This is a genomic window from Hyphomicrobiales bacterium, from assembly GCA_016710435.1.
GTDB lineage: Bacteria > Pseudomonadota > Alphaproteobacteria > Rhizobiales > Aestuariivirgaceae > Aestuariivirga.
The window spans coordinates 80,075-97,993 of record JADJVV010000001.1 but is presented as its reverse complement, the minus strand read 5'-3'; the positions used below and the strand labels follow the sequence as shown (position 1 = coordinate 97,993).

Genomic DNA, 17,919 nt, shown 5'->3' with positions numbered 1-17,919 from the left:
GATACGACTCCTGCCGTTAACTGGGCGCTGAGCGCGGTCTGCCTTCTCCATGGGCAGGCAACCGCGGCGTTGAAGCCCCGGTCAATTCGCGGGGCCAAGCAATGGAGCAAGCCTCGTGAAGACCATCATCGAACCTTTCCGCATCAAATCCGTCGAGCCTATCCGTTTTACCACGGTGGATGAACGCCGCGCGCTTCTCAAAGCCGCGCACTCCAATCTTTTCGCCATCAAATCCGATGACGTGCTGATCGACCTTCTCACCGACTCGGGCACGTCCGCCATGAGCGCGGCGCAGTGGGCCGCCGTGATGAAGGGTGACGAGAGCTATGCCGGTTCGCCGTCGTTCTTCCGCTTCGAGGCGGCGGTGCGGGATCTCATGCCCTTCAGGCACATTATCCCCACGCATCAGGGCCGCGCTGCGGAAGCGATTCTGTTCGGACTCATCGGCGGCAAGGGCCGCAAGATTCCCTCCAACACGCATTTCGATACGACGCGTGGCAACATCGAGGGCACAGGCGCCGAGGCCCATGACCTCCTCATCGCCGAGGGCCGGGAGCCTGCGCTGGACCATCCCTTCAAGGGCAACATGGATGTGATCCGGCTGGAGGCGTTCCTCAAGGAGCATGGCGATGCCGTGCCGTGCGTAATGATCACCATCACCAACAATGCAGGCGGCGGCCAGCCTGTCAGCCTTGCCAACATCCGCGCTACGGCGGCGGCGGCAAAGCGCCACGGAAAGCCTTTCATCATCGATGGCTGCCGCTTTGCCGAGAACGCCTGGTTCATCAAGCAGCGCGAGGAAGGGCAGGGCGGCCGCGCCATCAAGGACATCGTGCGCGACATGTTCGCCCTCGCCGATGGCATGACCATGAGCGCCAAGAAGGATGCCTTCGCCAACATCGGGGGCTGGCTTGCACTGAACGACGATGCCCTGGCCGAGAAGGCGCGCACGCGCCTCATCCAGACAGAAGGTTTCCCGACCTATGGTGGCCTCGCGGGGCGCGACCTCGATGCCATCGCCCAGGGCCTCAGCGAGATCATCGACGAGGATTACCTGCGCTACCGGGTGCGCACCAACGCCTACATTTCCGAGCGGCTGGATGCCATGGGCATTCCCGTGGTGAAGCCGGCGGGCGGGCATGCGGTGTTCGTGGATGCGCGGGGCTGGCTCGCGCACATCCCGCCGCTGCACTATCCGGGGCAGGCCCTGGCCGTGGCGCTCTATGAGGTGGCGGGCATCCGCTCCTGCGAGATCGGCACGGTGATGTTCGGCCGCCATCCGGACGGCAGCGAAACGCCCGCCGCCATGGACCTCGTCCGGCTGGCCATGCCGCGGCGGGTCTACACCCAGTCTCATGCCGACTACATCGTGGAGGCGTTCGGCGAGGTGGCGGCCCGGCTCAAGGCCCTCAAGGGTTTCCGCATCACCTGGGAGCCGCCGATGATGCGGCACTTCACGGCGCGGTTTGAGCCCCTCGGCTGATCGCCTGCGCGGGCGGGCGCTGGTCAGGGGTGCCTTGAAACCACCTTGCCTTGTGGCTTGCGTCCCGCTAAGCGCTGCCACGAAATCCATTCAAAAAGGGCTTGGGATATGCGCGTATATTATGACCGCGATGCGGATGTGAACCTGATCAAGGGCAAGAAGGTCGCCATCATCGGCTACGGCTCGCAGGGCCGCGCCCATGCGCTGAACCTCAAGGATTCCGGTGCCAAGGAACTGGCCGTGGGCCTCAAGAAGGGGTCGCCCACCGCCAAGAAGGTGGAAGCCGACGGCCTCAAGGTGATGACCGTCGCCGACGCCGCCAAGTGGGCCGACGTGATGATGATGGCCACGCCCGACGAACTCCAGGCCGACATCTGGCGCGACGACATCGCCCCCAACATCCGTGACGGTGCGGCGATTGCCTTCGCCCACGGCCTCAACGTGCACTTCAACCTGATCGAGCCGAAGAAGACCATCGACGTGATCATGATCGCGCCGAAGGGCCCCGGCCACACGGTGCGCGGCGAATACCAGAAGGGCGGCGGCGTGCCCTGCCTCATCGCCATCCACAACGACGCCTCGGGCAATGCCCATGACATCGCGCTCTCCTACGCCTGCGGCGTGGGCGGCGGACGTTCGGGCGTCATCGAGACGACGTTCAAGGAAGAATGCGAAACCGACCTGTTCGGCGAGCAGGTCGTCCTCTGCGGCGGCCTCGTGGAACTGATCCGCGCCGGCTTCGAAACGCTGGTCGAGGCGGGCTATGCCCCCGAGATGGCCTACTTCGAGTGCCTGCACGAAGTGAAGCTCATCGTCGACCTCATCTATGAAGGCGGCATCGCCAACATGAACTACTCGATCTCGAACACCGCCGAGTGGGGCGAGTACGTGACCGGCCCGCGCATCATCACCGACGAGACGAAGAAGGAAATGAAGCGCGTTCTGCACGACATCCAGACCGGCAAGTTCACCAGCCAGTGGATGCAGGAATGGAAGGCCGGTGGCGCCCGCTTCAAGGGCATCCGCCGCATGAACGATGGGCACCAGATTGAAGCCGTGGGCGAAAAGCTCCGCGCCATGATGCCCTGGATCGCCAAGAACAAGCTGGTGGACAAGGCACGGAACTAGGCCGCCCGACACGCTTGGTCGCGGGGCGATTCAGCATTGAAGAAAGGGCATCACGCGGCGCGTGATGCCTGATCGCCAAGAACAATCTGGTGGACAAGGCGAGGAACTAGGCCGCAGCTGCTTGTCACCGGGACTGCCCCGGTGATCCGAAAAGAATGCAAAAGGCCGTCCCAATCGGGGCGGCCTTTTCATTTGGTGCCGTAATCGCCTAACACTCTGTCCACCACAGGCGGTTCGGGGGATTCGTGATGTTGAAGTGGTTGCTGGTGTTCATTCCGGTCACGGCCTTCATGGAGTATTGGCTTCATGCGGGCGACATGTGGCTGTTCATCGTTGCGGCGCTGTCGATCATTCCGGTGGCGGCGCTGATGGGCGAGGCAACCGAGAACCTTGCGGTGCGCACCGGCCCCACGGGTGGCGGGTTGCTGAACGCGACCTTCGGCAATGCCACGGAACTCATCATTGCCTTTTTCGCCTTGCGGGCGGGCAAGGTCGAGGTGGTGAAGGCCTCCATCACGGGCTCCATGATCGCCAACCTCCTGCTGGTGCTGGGCCTTGCGCTGTTCCTCGGCGGGCTTCGCCACAAGATGCAGATCTTCAACAAGAACGCTGCGGGTTCGCTCGCCAGCCTGCTGCTGATCGTGATGATTGCCTTCATGGTGCCGGCCATCTTCGACGTGAGCGAACGCGTGGCGGGCGTGTCTCCGGCGCAGGCCCTGATCAGCGACGAGAAATTTTCACTGGCCGCGAGTTTCGTGCTGATCGGTCTCTACGCCTGCAACATCATCTTCAGCCTGTTCACCCACCGCGACCTGCTGTCGGGGAGCGACGACGAGCATGAGGGTGAGGTCTGGCCGGTGAGCCGGGGCATCGCCACGCTGGCGGTGGCGACGCTGGCCGTGGCCTGGCTTTCGGAAGTCCTGGTGGGGGCGCTGGAAGGTTTCAGCGCGCGGCTTGGCCTGTCGGAAGTCTTCGCCGGCCTCATCATCATTCCGATCATCGGCAATGCGGCGGAACATGCAGCGAGCGTCTTCGCCATCAAGAACAAGCTCGACCTGGCCATCCAGATCGCGCTTGGCGCCACGATCCAGATCGCGCTGCTGGTGGCGCCGGTGCTGGTGATTGCGTCCTATCTGCTCGGCACTCCCATGGACCTCGTGGTGCACCGCCCGCTGGAACTGGTGGCCCTGATCGGCGCCACGCTGATCACCGCCAGCGTCACGCGCGATGGTGAAACCAACTGGCTGGAAGGGGCCATGCTGCTGGGCGTCTACCTGCTGCTGGCGCTTGCTTTCTTCTTCCTGCCTTAATCCTGCTTCCCGCCCATGATCTCGCGGGCGGCGCGTTCGATGATGTCACGGACGCGCTGCTGTTCATCCGCGCCCGCGCCCGCGCGTGACATGATGGCGGCACGCAACGTGTGGATGGCATGCATGATGAGGGGAGAGGGCGGGCCGCCGCCGCCGCCTTCGGCCATGATGTCGATCCGCGTCATCAGCGCCTTCACGGCCTCTGCGTGTTCTTCAAGGTGGCTGAGGCCTTTGGCTGTCGCGGCGTAGGATTTCTTGGCGCCGCCGTCGGCCGTTACGGCAATGAGGTCCTGCTCTTCCAGCAGCGTGAGGGTGGGATAGACGGTGCCGGCGCTCGGCGCGTAGCTGCCGTTGAAGCGCGCTTCGATGGTGCGGATCAGATCATATCCGTGCGAGGGCTTGTCGGCGATGAGGGCGAGCAGCAGCAGGCGGAGGTCACCCTGGCCGAAGAGGCGCGGACTGCGCGGGCCGCCGCCTGGTCCGCCGAAGCCGAAGCCTCGGGCCCAGGGCGGTGACCACCCGCCCGCTTCACGGTGGCGGGCCCAGCCCCAGCGGGGTCCGCAGCCTGTCTTGCCCTTGTCTTTCATCGTGGTCCTGAATGCCGTTGGCCCTGCGCCGCTGTGGCAGCGCAGGGTAGCTGTTTCGGTGAGATGCCTCAACGCCCGATGCCGTCAGTCCTGCGTCGGCGCCGCGGGGGCAGGGGTTTCGCCGGCAGGGCCTTGCGTGGCGCGGAAGCCGTCATAGGCCTCCTGGTCGCGCTTGCGGCGCTGCTCCTGGCGGAAGGTGCGGAAGGCGTCGCGTTCGGCGCGCAGGTTCTGCATCACATCGGCCTGGTGCTCGTCGAAGGCGGCATTTCCGGTCCAGCGGCCGCGTCCGCGGCTGCAGTGGCGGTGATGACCGGGAGAGCCGAAGCCCGGTCCGGCAGCATAGGCCGGATCCCAGCCAGAGGCCCGGCGGCTTTTCCAGACGAAGTAGACGAGCGCTGCCACACCCAACGGCGGGAAGATGGCGAAGCCCGCCACCACGGCGGCAACCTTCATGGGATTGATGCCGGGGGCCTTGGCCCAGGCGAAGTAGTCGCGGTCACTCCAGCCGTTGCGGCGATCTTCCCACGATTTGCGGGGGTTGGCGGCGGAGTCAGTATCGGTCGTCATTTGCAGGGGTCCTTTCATGTTACGACAGTGCGTAAGATATATCTTAAGATAGTGCTTTCAAGGGGTGCTCCCGAATTTGTTTTCGCCACCGAGGATGTCGGGCATTGGTGAGCGAGGCCGATGACGGGCCCGGACGTGGCTGGCCAAGTGTTCGCCTATTCTGTGGGCTGGGTCTCCTAAACCGCTTGGGTTGCAGGCTTTTTTCTGCTCCCCCCGGGGGCGGGAGACCACAGAACCGCCGCATTCCGGTCATTTGATTTTTCGCTCTCCGTCAGGGATGGACGGGGCAGGCGGGGCATTAACCTTCTCTTAATCTTTCGCTTCCGCCCGACCCTCGCTCCTCCCATAGTCGATCGACGACGGCGAACGTGTGTTGAGTTGCAGGGCCCGGACATTGTGGTGGGGTCAAGCACCTTGTCTTGGGACGGCCCTTGCGAGGTAAGTCATATGAGTCAGCCAGATGTGTTGTCGTTTCCATCCCGCGGTCCCAAGAAGGCGAAAGGCCAGGGCGGCCTTCGTGTAAAGGAGGCTCTCCGCGATACTCTCACCATCACGCGCGGCGGTGAAGCTGTGCTCACGCAATTGCGTGAGTTGCTCATCGGCCCGCATCAACGTCTTTCCGAAGCGCGCTTCGAGGAACTGCTCGACATTCTCGATGAGCAGGACACCTTCAACCGCGGCAAGTTCGCGGAGATCGAATCCGGACTGGATGACGTGGGCGCCGAAACGGCCGACCTGCGCGGCAAGTTCGACGTGCTGAGCGAGCGCATCGACACGTTGATGCAGCAGGCGGAAGCCGAGAAGGCCGCCACGCGCCTCGCCTTCGAGGAAGCGGTGGTGAAGCTGCGCGACGAATTCGACGTGAAGGTGAAGATCCTCACCTCCACCCTGCGCGAAAGCCTGCAGGAAACCGAGGACGATACCCAGCGCGCCATCCGCGAACTTTCGGCCAGCGTGCAGACGTCGCGCACCGAATCCCGCAGCCTGTTCGAGAAGGCGCAGACGGCCTCGCTCGACTCGCTTGAGCAGCGCATCGCCCAGTGGCGCGCCGAGATCGAGGACGAACGTGCCGAAGACATGGAAAAGGTCGCGGCCTCGCTCGTGGACATCGGTCACAAGCTCCTCGGCCGGAAGCCGTCAGCGCCCTGAGGTTCCACCCATCAAGCGCAAGGCGCCGTTTTCGCGGCGCCTTGTGTTTTCGTTTGAGCGAACGTCTGGCTCAGGCCGCAAGGGCCTGGCTGTTGCGGGCCAACCACGACTCGAATGTTTCCGGCTCCTGTCCCGTGAGCGACTTGTAGTCCGCCGTCACGCCTGCCAATCCACCGCGCGCGATGTTGTCGTCGAAGGATGCAAACACCCGCGCCAGAGGCTCCGGCAGTCCAGCGCCGGTCATGCCTTGCACCAATCCTTCCACGGGGACATGCACCACAGTGAGCGGCTTTGCGGTGGCCTTGCTCACGAGGGCCGCAACCGTGTCGGTGGTGTATTCGCGGGGGCCGGTGAGCGTGTAGGTGGTGGCACCGTCCTTTGCCGAGACGAGGGCGGCGGCTGCGGCGCGGGCGAGGTCGTCGCGGCTGATGTGGGCGATGCCGCCATGGCCAGCGGCCGAAAACTGCGTGCCGGATTTCAGCGCCCCGGGAAGCGCGTGGAAGATGTTCTCGAAGTACCAGCTGTTGCGCAGGAACGTGTGTCCCTTGAAGCCGGCGGCCACGATGGCCTTCTCGGTGCCGACATGATCGGGCGCGAAGGAGACGGCTGAGGTGTCGGCTTTCTGCAGCGAGACATAGAGCACGTGACCGACGCCGGCCTTCTTCGCGGCGCGCACGGCGGCGAGGTGCTGTTCGAGTCGCTGGCCCGGCTTGTCGAGGCTGTCGGTCGAAATGAGGAGCAGGCGGGTCGCGCCCTTGAAGGCGCCGGCCAGAGCGGCTTCGTCGTCGAAAGATCCCTTGCGCACGGTGACGCCCTTGGCCGCGAGCGTGGCGAGCTTCGCCGGATCGCGGCTGACGGCGATGATCTGGCTCGGGGGAACATGATAGGTTTCCAGCAGGTGCTGGAGGGTGGCCCGGCCAAACTGGCCCGATGCGCCTGTGACGAGATACATGAGACTTCTCCTTGATGTGATCTCTTTTTGAGAGTAAGTCTCATTTATTGTGTTGGTGAAAAGGCGCAAGACGGCAGTTTTGCTGCCCATAGTTACGGAAAGGGAACCAGGAGATGGAGACCACGCAGGTGAGCGGGCCGGGCAATGGCTACCGGCAGTCGGCTGCCTTGAACGCGGCCTGTCCGATCCGGGATGTCCTGGACCGGGTGGGCGACAAGTGGAGTTCCCTGGTTCTCCTGTCGCTGCGCGACGGAACCAAGCGCTTCGGCATGTTGCGCCGGGAGATCGACGACATTTCCCAGCGCATGCTCACGGAGACGCTGCGCAAGCTGCAGCGCGACGGGTTCATTGCCCGCAAGGTGATCCCGTCCACGCCGCCACAGGTGGAATATTCACTGACACCCATGGGCCAGTCCCTGCAGGGCGCATTGGGCCTGCTGGCGGAATGGTCGGCGCAGCATCACCCCGACATTCGTGCGGCGCGGGACGCCTTCGATGCCCAGGCTGAGGCGATGGCCTGATCCGTCAGCCGCAGTCCTTCAGCCGCCACATGTCGATGGGCAGGAATTCGCGCGGCTCGATTCCGTACCACAACGCACCACCGAGATCGGGCACGAAGATGTAGGCCGGAGCCGGCTTGGCGGATTGCGGAAGATCGAGCGGCGTCAACTTGTCGTCGAACGGATACATGCGGAAAGAGCCGGCATCGCCGGATTCCGTGGCGTCCGGGTCGAGCGGCGGTTCTTCCTGCGCCATGTAATTGTAGGAATAGCCGTTGGAAGCCGTGAGGCTGTAGCGGTACTTGCGCGCCGGTGTCTTGAGCACCACGTCGAGATCGCTCCAGGCGAGGGGTTCGGGGCGGAGTTCCAGCGTCAGTTCAAAGCCATCGGCACCGGGCATCGTGTAGTGCGCGCTTTTGCCGGTGCAGTCCGCGGCTTGGCCCGAAGCCGGCAGGGCAAGCCCGGCGATTGCCAGTGCTGCGAACATGAGTGCCTTGCGCATGAATGTATCCCCCGGGTCTTCCTGTGGCTGTTGCGGCATGGTTTAACGCCTTCCCGAGGGAGTCGGAACCATGACAATTGAAAATGACATCGCGCGCATCCGGCTTCAGGAAGAGCGCCTGCGCTTTGCCACCTTCGACGAGGCCGCCGCATGGAAACTCGGCAGTGCGATGCGTGACCTTGCCCTGTCACGCAAGATACCTTTCGTCATCGACATCCGCACCGGCATCCGGCCGCTGTTCTATGCGGCACTTCCGGGCTCGGCGCCGGAGAATGCCGACTGGGTGCGGCGCAAGGTCAATACCGTCTACCGCTTCGAGGCGGCATCCTATCGCGTCGGGCTCGAATACAAGCAATCCGGCAAGGCCTTTGACCAGACGCGCGGCATGAACCCCATCGACTATGCCCCCGCAGGCGGAGGCTTCCCCATCCGCATCGGCGGGGTGGTGGCGGGCGTCGTCACGGTCTCGGGCGTGCCCCAGCGCGACGACCACAATTTCGTGGTGGAATGCCTCGCCGCCCACCTTGGCGTGCCGCTGGCCGAAATAGCGCTGGGCCCCGAAGGCGCGTGATGTCTCCTGACGTTCTCTTCTGGGTGCTGGCCGTCATCGCCACCTTTCTGGTGGGCGCATCGAAGGGTGGCGTGCCGGGGATCGGCATTCTCGCCGTACCGGTACTGTCGCAAGTCATCTCGCCCGTGGTGGCCGCAGGGCTGCTGCTGCCGCTCTATGTGCTCAGCGACTGGTACGGCCTTTGGCTCTACCGCAAGAACTACGACCTGTGGAACATCAAGATCATCAGCTTTGCCGCGATCATCGGCATCGGCATCGGTTGGGCCACGGCGCATTTCAACAGCGACGAACTCGTGAAGCTGATGGTGGGCCTGATTGGCATCTGGTACACGTTCGATCTCATCTTCAAGAACAGGCGCGCAACCGAGCCGAAGCCCGCCGATGTGCCGCGTGGGTTGTTCTGGGGCATCATCACCGGCTTTGTCAGTTTTGTGGCCCACGCCGGTGGCACGCCCTTCCAGATGTATGTGCTGCCGCAGCGGCTGGAGAAGATGGTCTATGCCGGCACGGCGACGATCACCTTCACCATCATCAACGCGCTCAAGCTGCCGCCCTATTTCTTCCTGGGGCAGATCAATCTGCAAAGCCTGGAGAAGTGCCTCTACCTCGCACCCGTGGCGCTGTTCGGCGCTTGGGCGGGATTCCGCCTGACGAAGATCATTCCCGAGCGCATCTTCTTCCGTGCGGTCGAGATCGCGCTGTTCATCGTCTCGGTCAAACTGATCTGGGATGCGATTGTGGGCTGGATGAGCTGAGGGGCGTGTCCCTGCGCCCGTGCCCTACAACCCGAATGCCATCCCCGCCGCCATGCCCATGCTGCAGCGCGGATCATTTGGACCGGTCCGCGTCAAACGCTCCCGGCAAGCTCGGTGTCGAGGCACCCCCGATACAGATAGTCCAGGCCCTTGGCGCCGACTTCATCCAGCCAGGTTTTGAAGGTTGATGAGATGCGGAAGCGGTGGGCCTGATCCACGGCCGTATCGAGCGCATAAATGTCACCGTCCTCAATGAGTCCATGCGGATTGGGCTCACCCGGTGCAACCCAATAAAAGCGCCCGTCATTGGGTGGCGTGTCCTTGTCAAGCCGTTCGCGCCAGATGTGAAAACCGCCGACGATTTTGCTCCTGTAGACCAGCAGCGGAAACTCCGCCCTGAGAGGGGCGTGAGGATCCCGCGTCAGCTTGTGGGACCGCCGCTTCGGGAAGCGCTCGGACACGGTTGTCACCCAGCGGAAATGCGGCGACTTCTCCACATCAATTGAGAACACAATGCGCCTGATATTGAGGTAGTAGAAGTGGCCCCAGGGCTCGGTTCCATCGTTCTGCAGGAGCCTGACCGGGAAGAACTGGTGCACGCCGGGCTCCAGTTCCTCAATCCGCGTCTTGATCCTCTCGCTGACGATCAGCCAACCGGCCTGATCCTTGTAGAAGTCCTGCACGACCTTTTCGACATTCTTGAACTTGAGCCACTTCGGGAAATGGTCCGGCTTTTGCGGGTGTCCCATCACGGCTTCACTCACCATGGTATCCGTGAGGAAGCGCTCTTCAGGCAGTCTTGGCCCGCGCGTGCCGAAGTATGTCTGACCGGAAGATTTGGGGACCGGATGGGGATGCGTTTCCGGATAGAGGAAACCCGGCGGATAGGTGCGCCTGCTATGCTTTGCGTTGCAATTGTAAATCATGAGATCACTCCCTCGGTCGAAGTTCTGAACACTGGCACCGGCAAGTTTTTGCGCGCGCGAAGGCAGGGCCGGGATGGCGACGTTTTCATGGGGCTGATCCCTGACACTGAAGCGCCCTGCCTACAACCCGAACGCCGTCCCCGCCGCCAATGGCGCGATGCCAAGGTACTTTGCGATGGATTGGCCGATGTCGGCGAAGCTCTCGCGCCTGCCGATTGATCCTGTTGCCAGTCCCGGTCCGGTGCAGAGCACAGGGATCTGTTCACGGCTGTGGTCGGTGCCTTTCCACGAGGGATCGTTGCCGTGGTCGGCGGTGAGGATGAGGCGGTCGCCCGGTTGCAGCAGCGCCAGGGGCTTTGCCAGCCAGCGGTCGAACTGTTCCAGCGCGCGGGCATAGCCCGGCACGTCGCGGCGGTGGCCGAAGTCCGTGTCGAAGTTGACGAAGTTCACCATCAGGAAGCCGCCGTCCTTCAGCTTCGGCATTTCGGCAAGGGTCGTGTCCATCAGCGTTTCGAAGCCAGCCACCTTCACTTCGCGGCCTGTGCCGGAGTGGGCGTAGATGTCGCCGATCTTGCCGACGCTGATCAAGTCGCGCCCGGCCTCGCTCAGCTTGTTGAGCAGCGTCGGGTGCGGCGGCAACACGGCGAAATCCTTGCGGTGGCCGGTGCGGGTGAAGGTCGTGGCCGTCTCGCCCACGAAGGGACGCGCAATGATGCGGCCGATGTTGAGATCGTAGGTGAGATCGCGGGCCACCTGGCACACGTCGTAGAGCCGTTGCAGGCCGAAGTGTTCTTCGTGCGCGGCGATCTGCAGCACGCTGTCGGCGCTGGTGTAGGCGATGGGCTTGCCGGTGCGGATGTGTTCCTCGCCGAACTCTTCGATCACCTCCGTGCCGGAGGCGTGGGCCAGGCACAGAAGGCCCGGCAGGTTGCAGCGGCTGGTGATGCCGTCAATCAGCCATTGCGGAAAAGCGGGAACGGCGTGGGGAAAATAACCCCAGTCCCTGTCCAGCGGCACGCCGGCCATTTCCCAGTGGCCGGTGATCGTGTCCTTGCCCTTGCTCACTTCGCGCGCCGCGCCCCACAGGCCGGTGACGGGTGCGCCCAGCACGTCCTTGCCCGAGATCAGTTCCGCCGCCTTGCCGAGTCCCAGCGCGGCGAGGTGGGGAATGTGGAGGCGTTCGCGTTCCGCCACATGGGTGAAGGTGTTCGCACCCTCGTCACCGAAAGCGGCGGCATCGGGGGCGCCGCCGATCCCGAAACCATCCATGATGAACAGGAAGAGGCGCGGCATCACTCAGTCCTCGCCGATGCGTTCGATGATGGAAGGGCCGCGCAGTCCCCGCGCGCCAATGCGATAGGCGGCGCGCACCAGCTTGCTGGCCTGATTGAAGCCCGCCTCGTCATTGGCGTGAATGCGCGCGATGGGCGTCGTCTTGTCCACGCTCGCCGTCTTGCCCATGAGGTTGGAGAGGCCGACGGCGTAGTCGATGGGATCGGACGCCACGCGGCGGCCGCCACCCATTTCAATCACCGCCATGCCGAGGAAGCGCGTGTCGATGTATTGCACCACACCCTCGGTGTCGGCGAAGACATCGCGCACGATGCCCGCCTGTTTGAGGTGTTGCGCTGCCGTGGTGCAGAAATCCTTCGGTCCGCCCAAGGCTGCCACCATGCGGTTGAAGTGTTCAGCGGCGCGGCCCGACGACAGGGCCTCTTCCAGCTTGGCATTGGCTTCGCCGGGGGCTGCGAGCTTGGCGCTTTCGAGGAGTTCGCTGCCGAGCGCCAGCGTCACCTCCTTCAATCGCTTGTCCTGCCGCTTGCCGGTGAGAAACGCCACGGCGTTGGCCACTTCGATGGCATTGCCGGCGCAAGTGGCCAATGGTTCGTCCATGTCGGTGATGAGAGCGGTTGTATGAAGCCCTGCGCCGTTCGCCACGGAGACGAGGCTTTCCGCCAGTTCGCGCGCACTTTCGAGCGTGGACATGAAGGCACCGGAGCCGCACTTCACGTCGAGCACGAGGTGGTCGAGGCCTGCGGCCAGCTTTTTCGAGAGGATGGAGGCGGTGATCAGCGGCACGGATTCCACCGTCGCCGTCACGTCACGGATGGCGTAGAGGCGCTTGTCGGCGGGGGCGAGGTCGGCCGTCTGGCCGATGATGGCGCAGCCTGCTTCGCGCGTGACGCTGCGGAACAGGTCGAGGCCGGGCTGGCTCACGTAGCCGGGAATGCTGTCGAGTTTGTCCAGCGTGCCGCCGGTGTGGCCAAGGCCACGGCCGGAAATCATCGGCACATAGAAACCGCAAGCCGCCAGCATGGGCGCCAGCATCAGCGAGACATTGTCGCCGATGCCGCCGGAGGAATGCTTGTCCACCACGGGGCCGGGAAGGTCCCACGTCAATTGCGTGCCAGAGTCGCGCATGGCGAGCGTCAGGCCCACCGCTTCCTCGCGGTTCATGCCCTTGAAGTAAACCGCCATGGCAAAGGCCGCGACCTGTCCTTCGGAGACGGTGCCCTTGGTCAGGCCCTCGATGAACTCCTTCACCAGTTCGCGGCTGAGGTCCTCGCCGTTGCGTTTGCGGCGGATCACTTCCTGGGGAAGCATCATTCCTTGGCATCCTTGAAAAAGCGGGTCAGCAACCGCTTCATGTTGGCGGCGGCCTTCTGGCCCTCACGCTTTGTTTCCTCATGGGAGGGATTAGCGCCTTTGATTCCGGCACCGAGATTGGTGACGACGGACAACCCGGCGACGGTCAATCCGAGGCGGCGCGCCATGATTGTTTCGGGCGCGGTGGACATGCCCACGGCGGAACCACCGATCACCTGCGCCATCCTGATTTCGGCGGGCGTCTCGAAGGAAGGGCCGGAAAACCAGACATAGACGCCCTGTTTCAGCGCAATCCTCTCCGCCTTCGCCGCCGCAAGAAAGCGCTTCCGCAAGCCGGGATCATAGGCGTTGGTCATGGGCACGAAGTTTTCATCCCCGTGCTGGCCGATCAAGGGATTCATGCCGGAATAGTTGATGTGGTCGGTGATGAGCATGATGGAGCCCGGTCCGATCGACATTTTCAGGGAGCCTGCGGCGTTGGTGAGAATGAGGGTCTCGATCCCCGCCTCCTTCAACTGGTCGAGCACGGGGCGCATCACGGCGGCATTGCCGCTCTCGTACGGGTGGGCGCGGCCTGCCAGCACCGCCACCTCCTGCCTGCCCACGGTGCCGACGTAGAGCTTGCCGGCATGGCCCGAAATCTTCGGGACGGGAAATCCGGGAAGCTCCGTGTACGGAATGACCAGCGGATCCTTCACGATCTCCACCACATCGCCCAGCGCCGAGCCGAGGATGATTGCCGTCCTGGGAGTGCGGCCTGCCAATTTCGATTTCAGTGTCATGTCAAATTCTCCGGACCGAAACTGGCGGGCAGCAGTTCGTCGAGTGTGAACGTGCGGATGAGTTCACCGCTTTCCGTGCAGCAGTGGATCTTGGTGTCGGGGCCTGCAAATTCGCGGATCTTCTGGCGGCAGCCACCGCAGGGTGTGCAGAGGGTGTCGCCGTTTCCCATCACCGCCACTTCGGTGATGCGCGTTCCGCCGGCCATGATGAGCGCCGAGATGGCCGATGGTTCGGCGCACCAGCCCTGCGGGTAGGACGCGTTCTCGATGTTGCCTCCGGCAAAGACGCGGCCCGTCTCGTCGCGCATGGCAGCGCCCACGTAGAATTTCGAATAGGGCGCATGGGCGCGGGCGCGGGCCAGTCTGGCCGCTTCGACGAGATCGCGCATGCTAGCGGTCCTTCGTGTATGGAATGCCGGAGGCCTTGGGGGGAATGCTCTTGCCGATGAAGCCCGCGAGCAGCACCACGGTCATGACGTAGGGCAGCATGTTGATGAACTGCACGGGGATTTCCACGCCGGCGAATTTCACACCCTGCAGGCGGGTGCCCATTGCCTGCAGGTATCCGAACAGCAGGCAGGCCCAGAGTGCGGGCCAGGCTCGCCAGTTGGCGAAGATGAGGGCAGCGAGCGCCATGAAGCCGCGGCCTGCCGTCATGTCGCGCACGAAACTCGCCGAAAGCGATGTGGAGATATAGGTGCCGGCAATGCCGCACAGCACGCCGGCGATGAGCACCGCCTGATAGCGCAACCGCGCCACCGAGATGCCCGCCGTATCGACGGCATGGGGGTTTTCACCCACGGCGCGCAGCCTGAGGCCGAAGCGCGTGCGCGCGAGGGCCCAGGCGGTCAGCGGCACCAAGGCAATCGTCAGGTAGGTGAGCAGGGAGTGGCCGGAGATGATGCGCGCCACCACGCCCAGCACCGGCACGTTGTAGAGTTCGGAGATGCCCGGCAGGTCGATGGGCATGAAACGGGCTTCGCTGGAGAGGGCGGGTGTGCGTCCGCCTTCCTTGAACCATTCGTTGCCCAGAACCACGGCAAGGCCCGCTGCCAGCATGTTGATGGCGACGCCGGAGACGACCTGGTTGCCGCGCTGGTTGATGGCGGCATAGCCGTGCACAAGCGCGAAGCCGACCGAGACGAGGATCGCCACGAAGAGCGCGAGCAGCGCGTTGTTGTAGAAGGCGGCGGTGGATGCGGCGGCGAAGGCGGCGATCAGCATCTTGCCCTCAAGGCCGATGTCCACAATGCCCGAGCGCTCGGACCACAGGCCGGCGAGGCAGGCGAGGATCAGCGGCACGGAGAGCCGGATGGTGGAGGAGAGCGTTTCCGCGCCGAGGAAGAGTTCCAGCATGGTCAGTCCTCCGCCCGGAAGAAGAGGGCTTCGAGCCAGGGCCGGAAGGTCTGCTCCAGCGCGCCCATGAACAGGATGACGAGGCCCTGGATCACCACGATCATGTCGCGGTTGATTTCGGGCTTGGCGAAAGAGAGTTCGGTGCCGCCCTGGTAGAGCAGGCCGAACAGCATGGCGGCGAGCACGATGCCCACGGGATGCGAACGGCCCATCAGCGCCACGGCAATGCCGACGAAGCCCGCGCCCTGCACGTATTCCAGCACGAGGCGGTGCTGGGCACCGAGCACTTCGTTCACCGCAACAAGCCCCGCAAGACCACCGGAAATCGCCATGGTCACCATGATGATCTTCTGCGGGCGGATGCCGGCGTAGATCGCCGCATCGGTGTTGGCGCCCACCGCGCGGATTTCATAGCCGAGCTTGGTGCGCCACAGCAGGTACCAGACGCCCCATGCCACGGCGAGGGCGAAGAGGAAGGTGGGGTTGAGCGGCGACGAGGGCAGGCGGTAGCCGAAGATGGCCAGGGAGAGTTCGCGGAGGCTCGGAATATAGGCACCGGTCAGGTCGAAGGTGGAGAAGTCGAAGTTGCCCACGGCGCGGCTTTCCACCGCCATCTTGCCCACGGGCCGGAGCCAGTAGTTGATGAAGTACACCATCAGGCTGGAGGCGATGAAGTTGAACATGATCGTGGTGATCACGATGTGGCTGCCGCGCCAGGCCTGCAGGTAGCCCGGCACCCAGCCCCAGAAAGCACCGAACAGGGCGGACATCAGCACCGCCAGCGGAATGACGATGGGCCAGGGCAGGAATTCAAGGCCCAAGCCCGTCATCGTGGCGCCGAGCCCCGCGATGTAGGCTTGGCCCTCGCCGCCGATGTTGAACAGTCCGGCGTGGAAGGCCACCGCCACGGCGAGGCCGGTGAAGATGAAGTTGGTGGAATAGTAGAGCAGGTAACTCCAGCCCTTGATGGAGCCGACAGCTCCCTTCAGCATGATCCACATGGCTTCCATCGGGCTTTCGCCGATGATGAGCACGACGATGCCGGAGACGAGGAGCGCCACCACGAGGTTGAGCACAGGAATGAGCGCCACATCCGCCCAGCCGGGAAGTTCGCCACGGGCCGACATCACGCGGCCTCCTTGGTGACACCGGCCATGAGCAGGCCGAGTTCGCGTTCGTTGGCTTCGGGGCCGCGCTCGCCCATCACCTTGCCGGCGAACATCACGATGATGCGGTCGGAGAGCGAGCGGATTTCGTCCAGTTCCACCGACACGAGAAGGATCGCCTTGCCCTGGTCGCGCAGATGGATGAGGCGGCGGTGGATGAATTCGATGGCGCCGATGTCGACACCGCGCGTGGGCTGGCCGACGATCAGCAGGTCGGGGTCGCGGGCGATTTCGCGGGCGAGGATGATCTTCTGCTGGTTGCCGCCGGAAAACTTGGAACTCTTCAGCAGCGGATTGCCGGGACGCACGTCGAACTCCGCCATTTCCTTGGTGCAGCGCGCCACCACCTTGTCGCGGTCGAGGCGGAAGCCGTGGCCGAGGCTCTCGTCATAATGCCAGCCGAGGATGCCGGACTCGCTTGCGTCAAAGGACGAGATGAGGCCGCGGTGCTGGCGGTCCTCCGGCACGTGGGCGAGGCCTTCCTCGCGAAGATGGCGCGGGTCGGCGAGCTGGCCGATGGACTTGCCCTCGAAGATGATTTCACCGGACGTGGGCCGCGTGATGCCGGCGATCACATCGAGCAATTCCGATTGCCCGTTGCCCGACACGCCTGCGATGCCGACGATTTCGCCGGCGCGCACGTTGAACGAAACGTTGTCGACGCGGGCGATGCCCTTCTTGTCTTTCCATGTGACGTTCTTCACGTCGAGCACGACCACGCCGGGCTTGGCGGGCGACTTGTCCACGTGCAGCAGCACGCGGCGGCCTACCATGGCTTCGGCGAGTTCTTCCACGCTGGTCTTCTTCGTCTCGAAGGTCGCCACCAGCTCGCCGCGGCGCATCACCGTCACGTGGTCGGTGATCGCCATGATCTCGCGCAGCTTGTGGGTGATGAGGATCACGGTTTTTCCCTGGTCGCGCAGCTGCCCCAGGATGCGGAAGAGATGATCGGCCTCATCGGGCGTCAGCACTCCCGTGGGTTCGTCGAGGATCAGGGTCTCGGCACCCTTGAACAGGGCTTTCAGGATTTCCACGCGCTGCTGCAGGCCCACGGGCAGTTCGCCCACGATGGCATCGGGATCGACGTCCATCTCGTAGTCCTGCGAGAGGTGGGTGAGGGTTTCGCGCGCCTTGGCCAGGGCAGGGCCGATCAGCGCGCCGCCCTCCGCGCCGAGCACTACGTTTTCCAGAACGGTGAAGGTATCCACCAGCATGAAGTGCTGGTGCACCATGCCGATGCCGTGGGCGATGGCATCCGAAGAGGAGCGGATCTTCAGCGGCTGTCCCTTGACGCGAATTTCGCCCTTGTCGGCCTGGTAGAAGCCGAAGAGGATCGACATCAGCGTGGATTTGCCCGCGCCGTTCTCGCCGATGATGCCGTGGATGGAGCCCTGCCGTATGGTCAGGGTGACATCCTTGTTGGCATGCACAGGCCCGAAGCGCTTGTCGATGCCGATGAGTTCGATGGCGGGGGTCGTGGATGGTGTCATCTGCCTTACCTCACCTCTCCCGCATGCGGGAGAGGACGACGCGAAGCGGCAGGTGAGGGAACGCCAAGCGTGACGTCCCTCACCGGCA

General features: G+C 63.9%; 19 protein-coding genes. 7 read left to right on the top strand and 12 right to left on the bottom strand.

Annotated elements, in window-relative coordinates:
• The first annotated feature begins 115 nt into the window (after positions 1 to 115).
• From IPM06_00455 to cax, 3 genes are all read left to right on the top strand, one after another.
• The gene (locus IPM06_00455; protein ID MBK8768882.1) at positions 116 to 1,483 is read left to right on the top strand and encodes a tryptophanase; all 1,368 of its coding nucleotides are present in this window, start codon (positions 116 to 118) and stop codon (positions 1,481 to 1,483) included.
• Between the two features lie 108 nt (positions 1,484 to 1,591).
• Positions 1,592 to 2,611 carry a ketol-acid reductoisomerase gene (gene ilvC / locus IPM06_00450; GenBank protein ID MBK8768881.1) on the top strand — a complete coding sequence of 340 codons (1,020 nt, stop codon included), beginning with the start codon at positions 1,592 to 1,594 and terminating at the stop codon, positions 2,609 to 2,611.
• Positions 2,612 to 2,859: 248 nt separating this feature from the next.
• Complete coding sequence (gene cax / locus IPM06_00445) at positions 2,860 to 3,921, top strand: calcium/proton exchanger (protein ID MBK8768880.1); 1,062 nt, start codon at positions 2,860 to 2,862, stop codon at positions 3,919 to 3,921.
• Here the strand turns inward: cax and IPM06_00440 are convergent.
• Complete coding sequence (locus IPM06_00440; GenBank protein ID MBK8768879.1) at positions 3,918 to 4,508, bottom strand: PadR family transcriptional regulator; 591 nt, start codon at positions 4,506 to 4,508, stop codon at positions 3,918 to 3,920. The genes cax and IPM06_00440 overlap by 4 nt on opposite strands.
• An 84-nt stretch (positions 4,509 to 4,592) precedes the next feature.
• Complete coding sequence (locus IPM06_00435) at positions 4,593 to 5,075, bottom strand: DUF2852 domain-containing protein (protein MBK8768878.1); 483 nt, start codon at positions 5,073 to 5,075, stop codon at positions 4,593 to 4,595.
• Between the two features lie 447 nt (positions 5,076 to 5,522).
• On the opposite strand from IPM06_00435, the gene IPM06_00430 reads away from it, so the two are divergent.
• Entirely contained in the window at positions 5,523 to 6,224 is a 702-nt protein-coding gene (locus IPM06_00430) for a hypothetical protein (protein MBK8768877.1), read from the top strand.
• Between the two features lie 70 nt (positions 6,225 to 6,294).
• On the opposite strand, the gene IPM06_00425 is transcribed toward IPM06_00430, so the two are convergent.
• The gene (locus tag IPM06_00425; protein ID MBK8768876.1) at positions 6,295 to 7,176 is read right to left on the bottom strand and encodes an SDR family oxidoreductase; all 882 of its coding nucleotides are present in this window, start codon (positions 7,174 to 7,176) and stop codon (positions 6,295 to 6,297) included.
• A gap of 113 nt (positions 7,177 to 7,289) precedes the next feature.
• Between IPM06_00425 and IPM06_00420 the strand changes: the two genes are divergently transcribed.
• Positions 7,290 to 7,697 (top strand): helix-turn-helix transcriptional regulator, encoded by a 408-nt coding sequence (locus tag IPM06_00420; protein ID MBK8768875.1) that lies wholly within the window; start codon positions 7,290 to 7,292, stop codon positions 7,695 to 7,697.
• 4 nt (positions 7,698 to 7,701) lie between these two features.
• On the opposite strand, the gene IPM06_00415 is transcribed toward IPM06_00420, so the two are convergent.
• Positions 7,702 to 8,178 carry a hypothetical protein gene (locus tag IPM06_00415; protein ID MBK8768874.1) on the bottom strand — a complete coding sequence of 159 codons (477 nt, stop codon included), beginning with the start codon at positions 8,176 to 8,178 and terminating at the stop codon, positions 7,702 to 7,704.
• Positions 8,179 to 8,248: 70 nt separating this feature from the next.
• On the opposite strand from IPM06_00415, the gene IPM06_00410 reads away from it, so the two are divergent.
• Together IPM06_00410 and IPM06_00405 are read left to right on the top strand one after the other, a co-directional pair.
• A complete protein-coding gene (locus tag IPM06_00410) occupies positions 8,249 to 8,749 on the top strand; it encodes a heme-degrading domain-containing protein (GenBank protein ID MBK8768873.1) in 501 nt (166 codons plus the stop codon).
• Positions 8,746 to 9,504: a sulfite exporter TauE/SafE family protein gene (locus IPM06_00405; GenBank protein ID MBK8768872.1), complete on the top strand. Its 759-nt coding sequence runs from the start codon at positions 8,746 to 8,748 to the stop codon at positions 9,502 to 9,504. Before IPM06_00410 ends, IPM06_00405 begins: the two co-directional genes overlap by 4 nt.
• A gap of 92 nt (positions 9,505 to 9,596) precedes the next feature.
• Here the strand turns inward: IPM06_00405 and IPM06_00400 are convergent, their stop codons facing one another.
• The 8 genes from IPM06_00400 to IPM06_00365 all read right to left on the bottom strand — a co-directional run bounded on the left by IPM06_00400 (position 9,597) and on the right by IPM06_00365 (position 17,831).
• Positions 9,597 to 10,430: a hypothetical protein gene (locus tag IPM06_00400; protein ID MBK8768871.1), complete on the bottom strand. Its 834-nt coding sequence runs from the start codon at positions 10,428 to 10,430 to the stop codon at positions 9,597 to 9,599.
• Between the two features lie 120 nt (positions 10,431 to 10,550).
• On the bottom strand, positions 10,551 to 11,723 hold the full coding sequence (locus IPM06_00395) for a phosphopentomutase (GenBank protein ID MBK8768870.1): 1,173 nt from the start codon (positions 11,721 to 11,723) through the stop codon (positions 10,551 to 10,553).
• 3 nt (positions 11,724 to 11,726) lie between these two features.
• Positions 11,727 to 13,037, bottom strand: a complete 1,311-nt coding sequence (gene deoA / locus IPM06_00390) for a thymidine phosphorylase (GenBank protein MBK8768869.1) — start codon at positions 13,035 to 13,037, stop codon at positions 11,727 to 11,729.
• Complete coding sequence (locus IPM06_00385; GenBank protein MBK8768868.1) at positions 13,034 to 13,819, bottom strand: purine-nucleoside phosphorylase; 786 nt, start codon at positions 13,817 to 13,819, stop codon at positions 13,034 to 13,036. Before IPM06_00385 ends, deoA begins: the two co-directional genes overlap by 4 nt.
• Positions 13,816 to 14,208 carry a cytidine deaminase gene (cdd, locus tag IPM06_00380; protein ID MBK8768867.1) on the bottom strand — a complete coding sequence of 131 codons (393 nt, stop codon included), beginning with the start codon at positions 14,206 to 14,208 and terminating at the stop codon, positions 13,816 to 13,818. The genes IPM06_00385 and cdd overlap by 4 nt, the downstream gene beginning before the upstream one ends.
• Position 14,209: 1 nt before the next feature.
• Positions 14,210 to 15,175, bottom strand: coding sequence for an ABC transporter permease (locus tag IPM06_00375; protein MBK8768866.1), 966 nt, complete (start codon positions 15,173 to 15,175; stop codon positions 14,210 to 14,212).
• A 2-nt stretch (positions 15,176 to 15,177) separates the two neighbouring features.
• Positions 15,178 to 16,302, bottom strand: coding sequence for an ABC transporter permease (locus IPM06_00370; protein ID MBK8768865.1), 1,125 nt, complete (start codon positions 16,300 to 16,302; stop codon positions 15,178 to 15,180).
• Positions 16,302 to 17,831, bottom strand: a complete 1,530-nt coding sequence (locus IPM06_00365) for an ABC transporter ATP-binding protein (GenBank protein MBK8768864.1) — start codon at positions 17,829 to 17,831, stop codon at positions 16,302 to 16,304. The genes IPM06_00370 and IPM06_00365 overlap by 1 nt, the downstream gene beginning before the upstream one ends.
• Positions 17,832 to 17,919 lie beyond the last annotated feature (88 nt).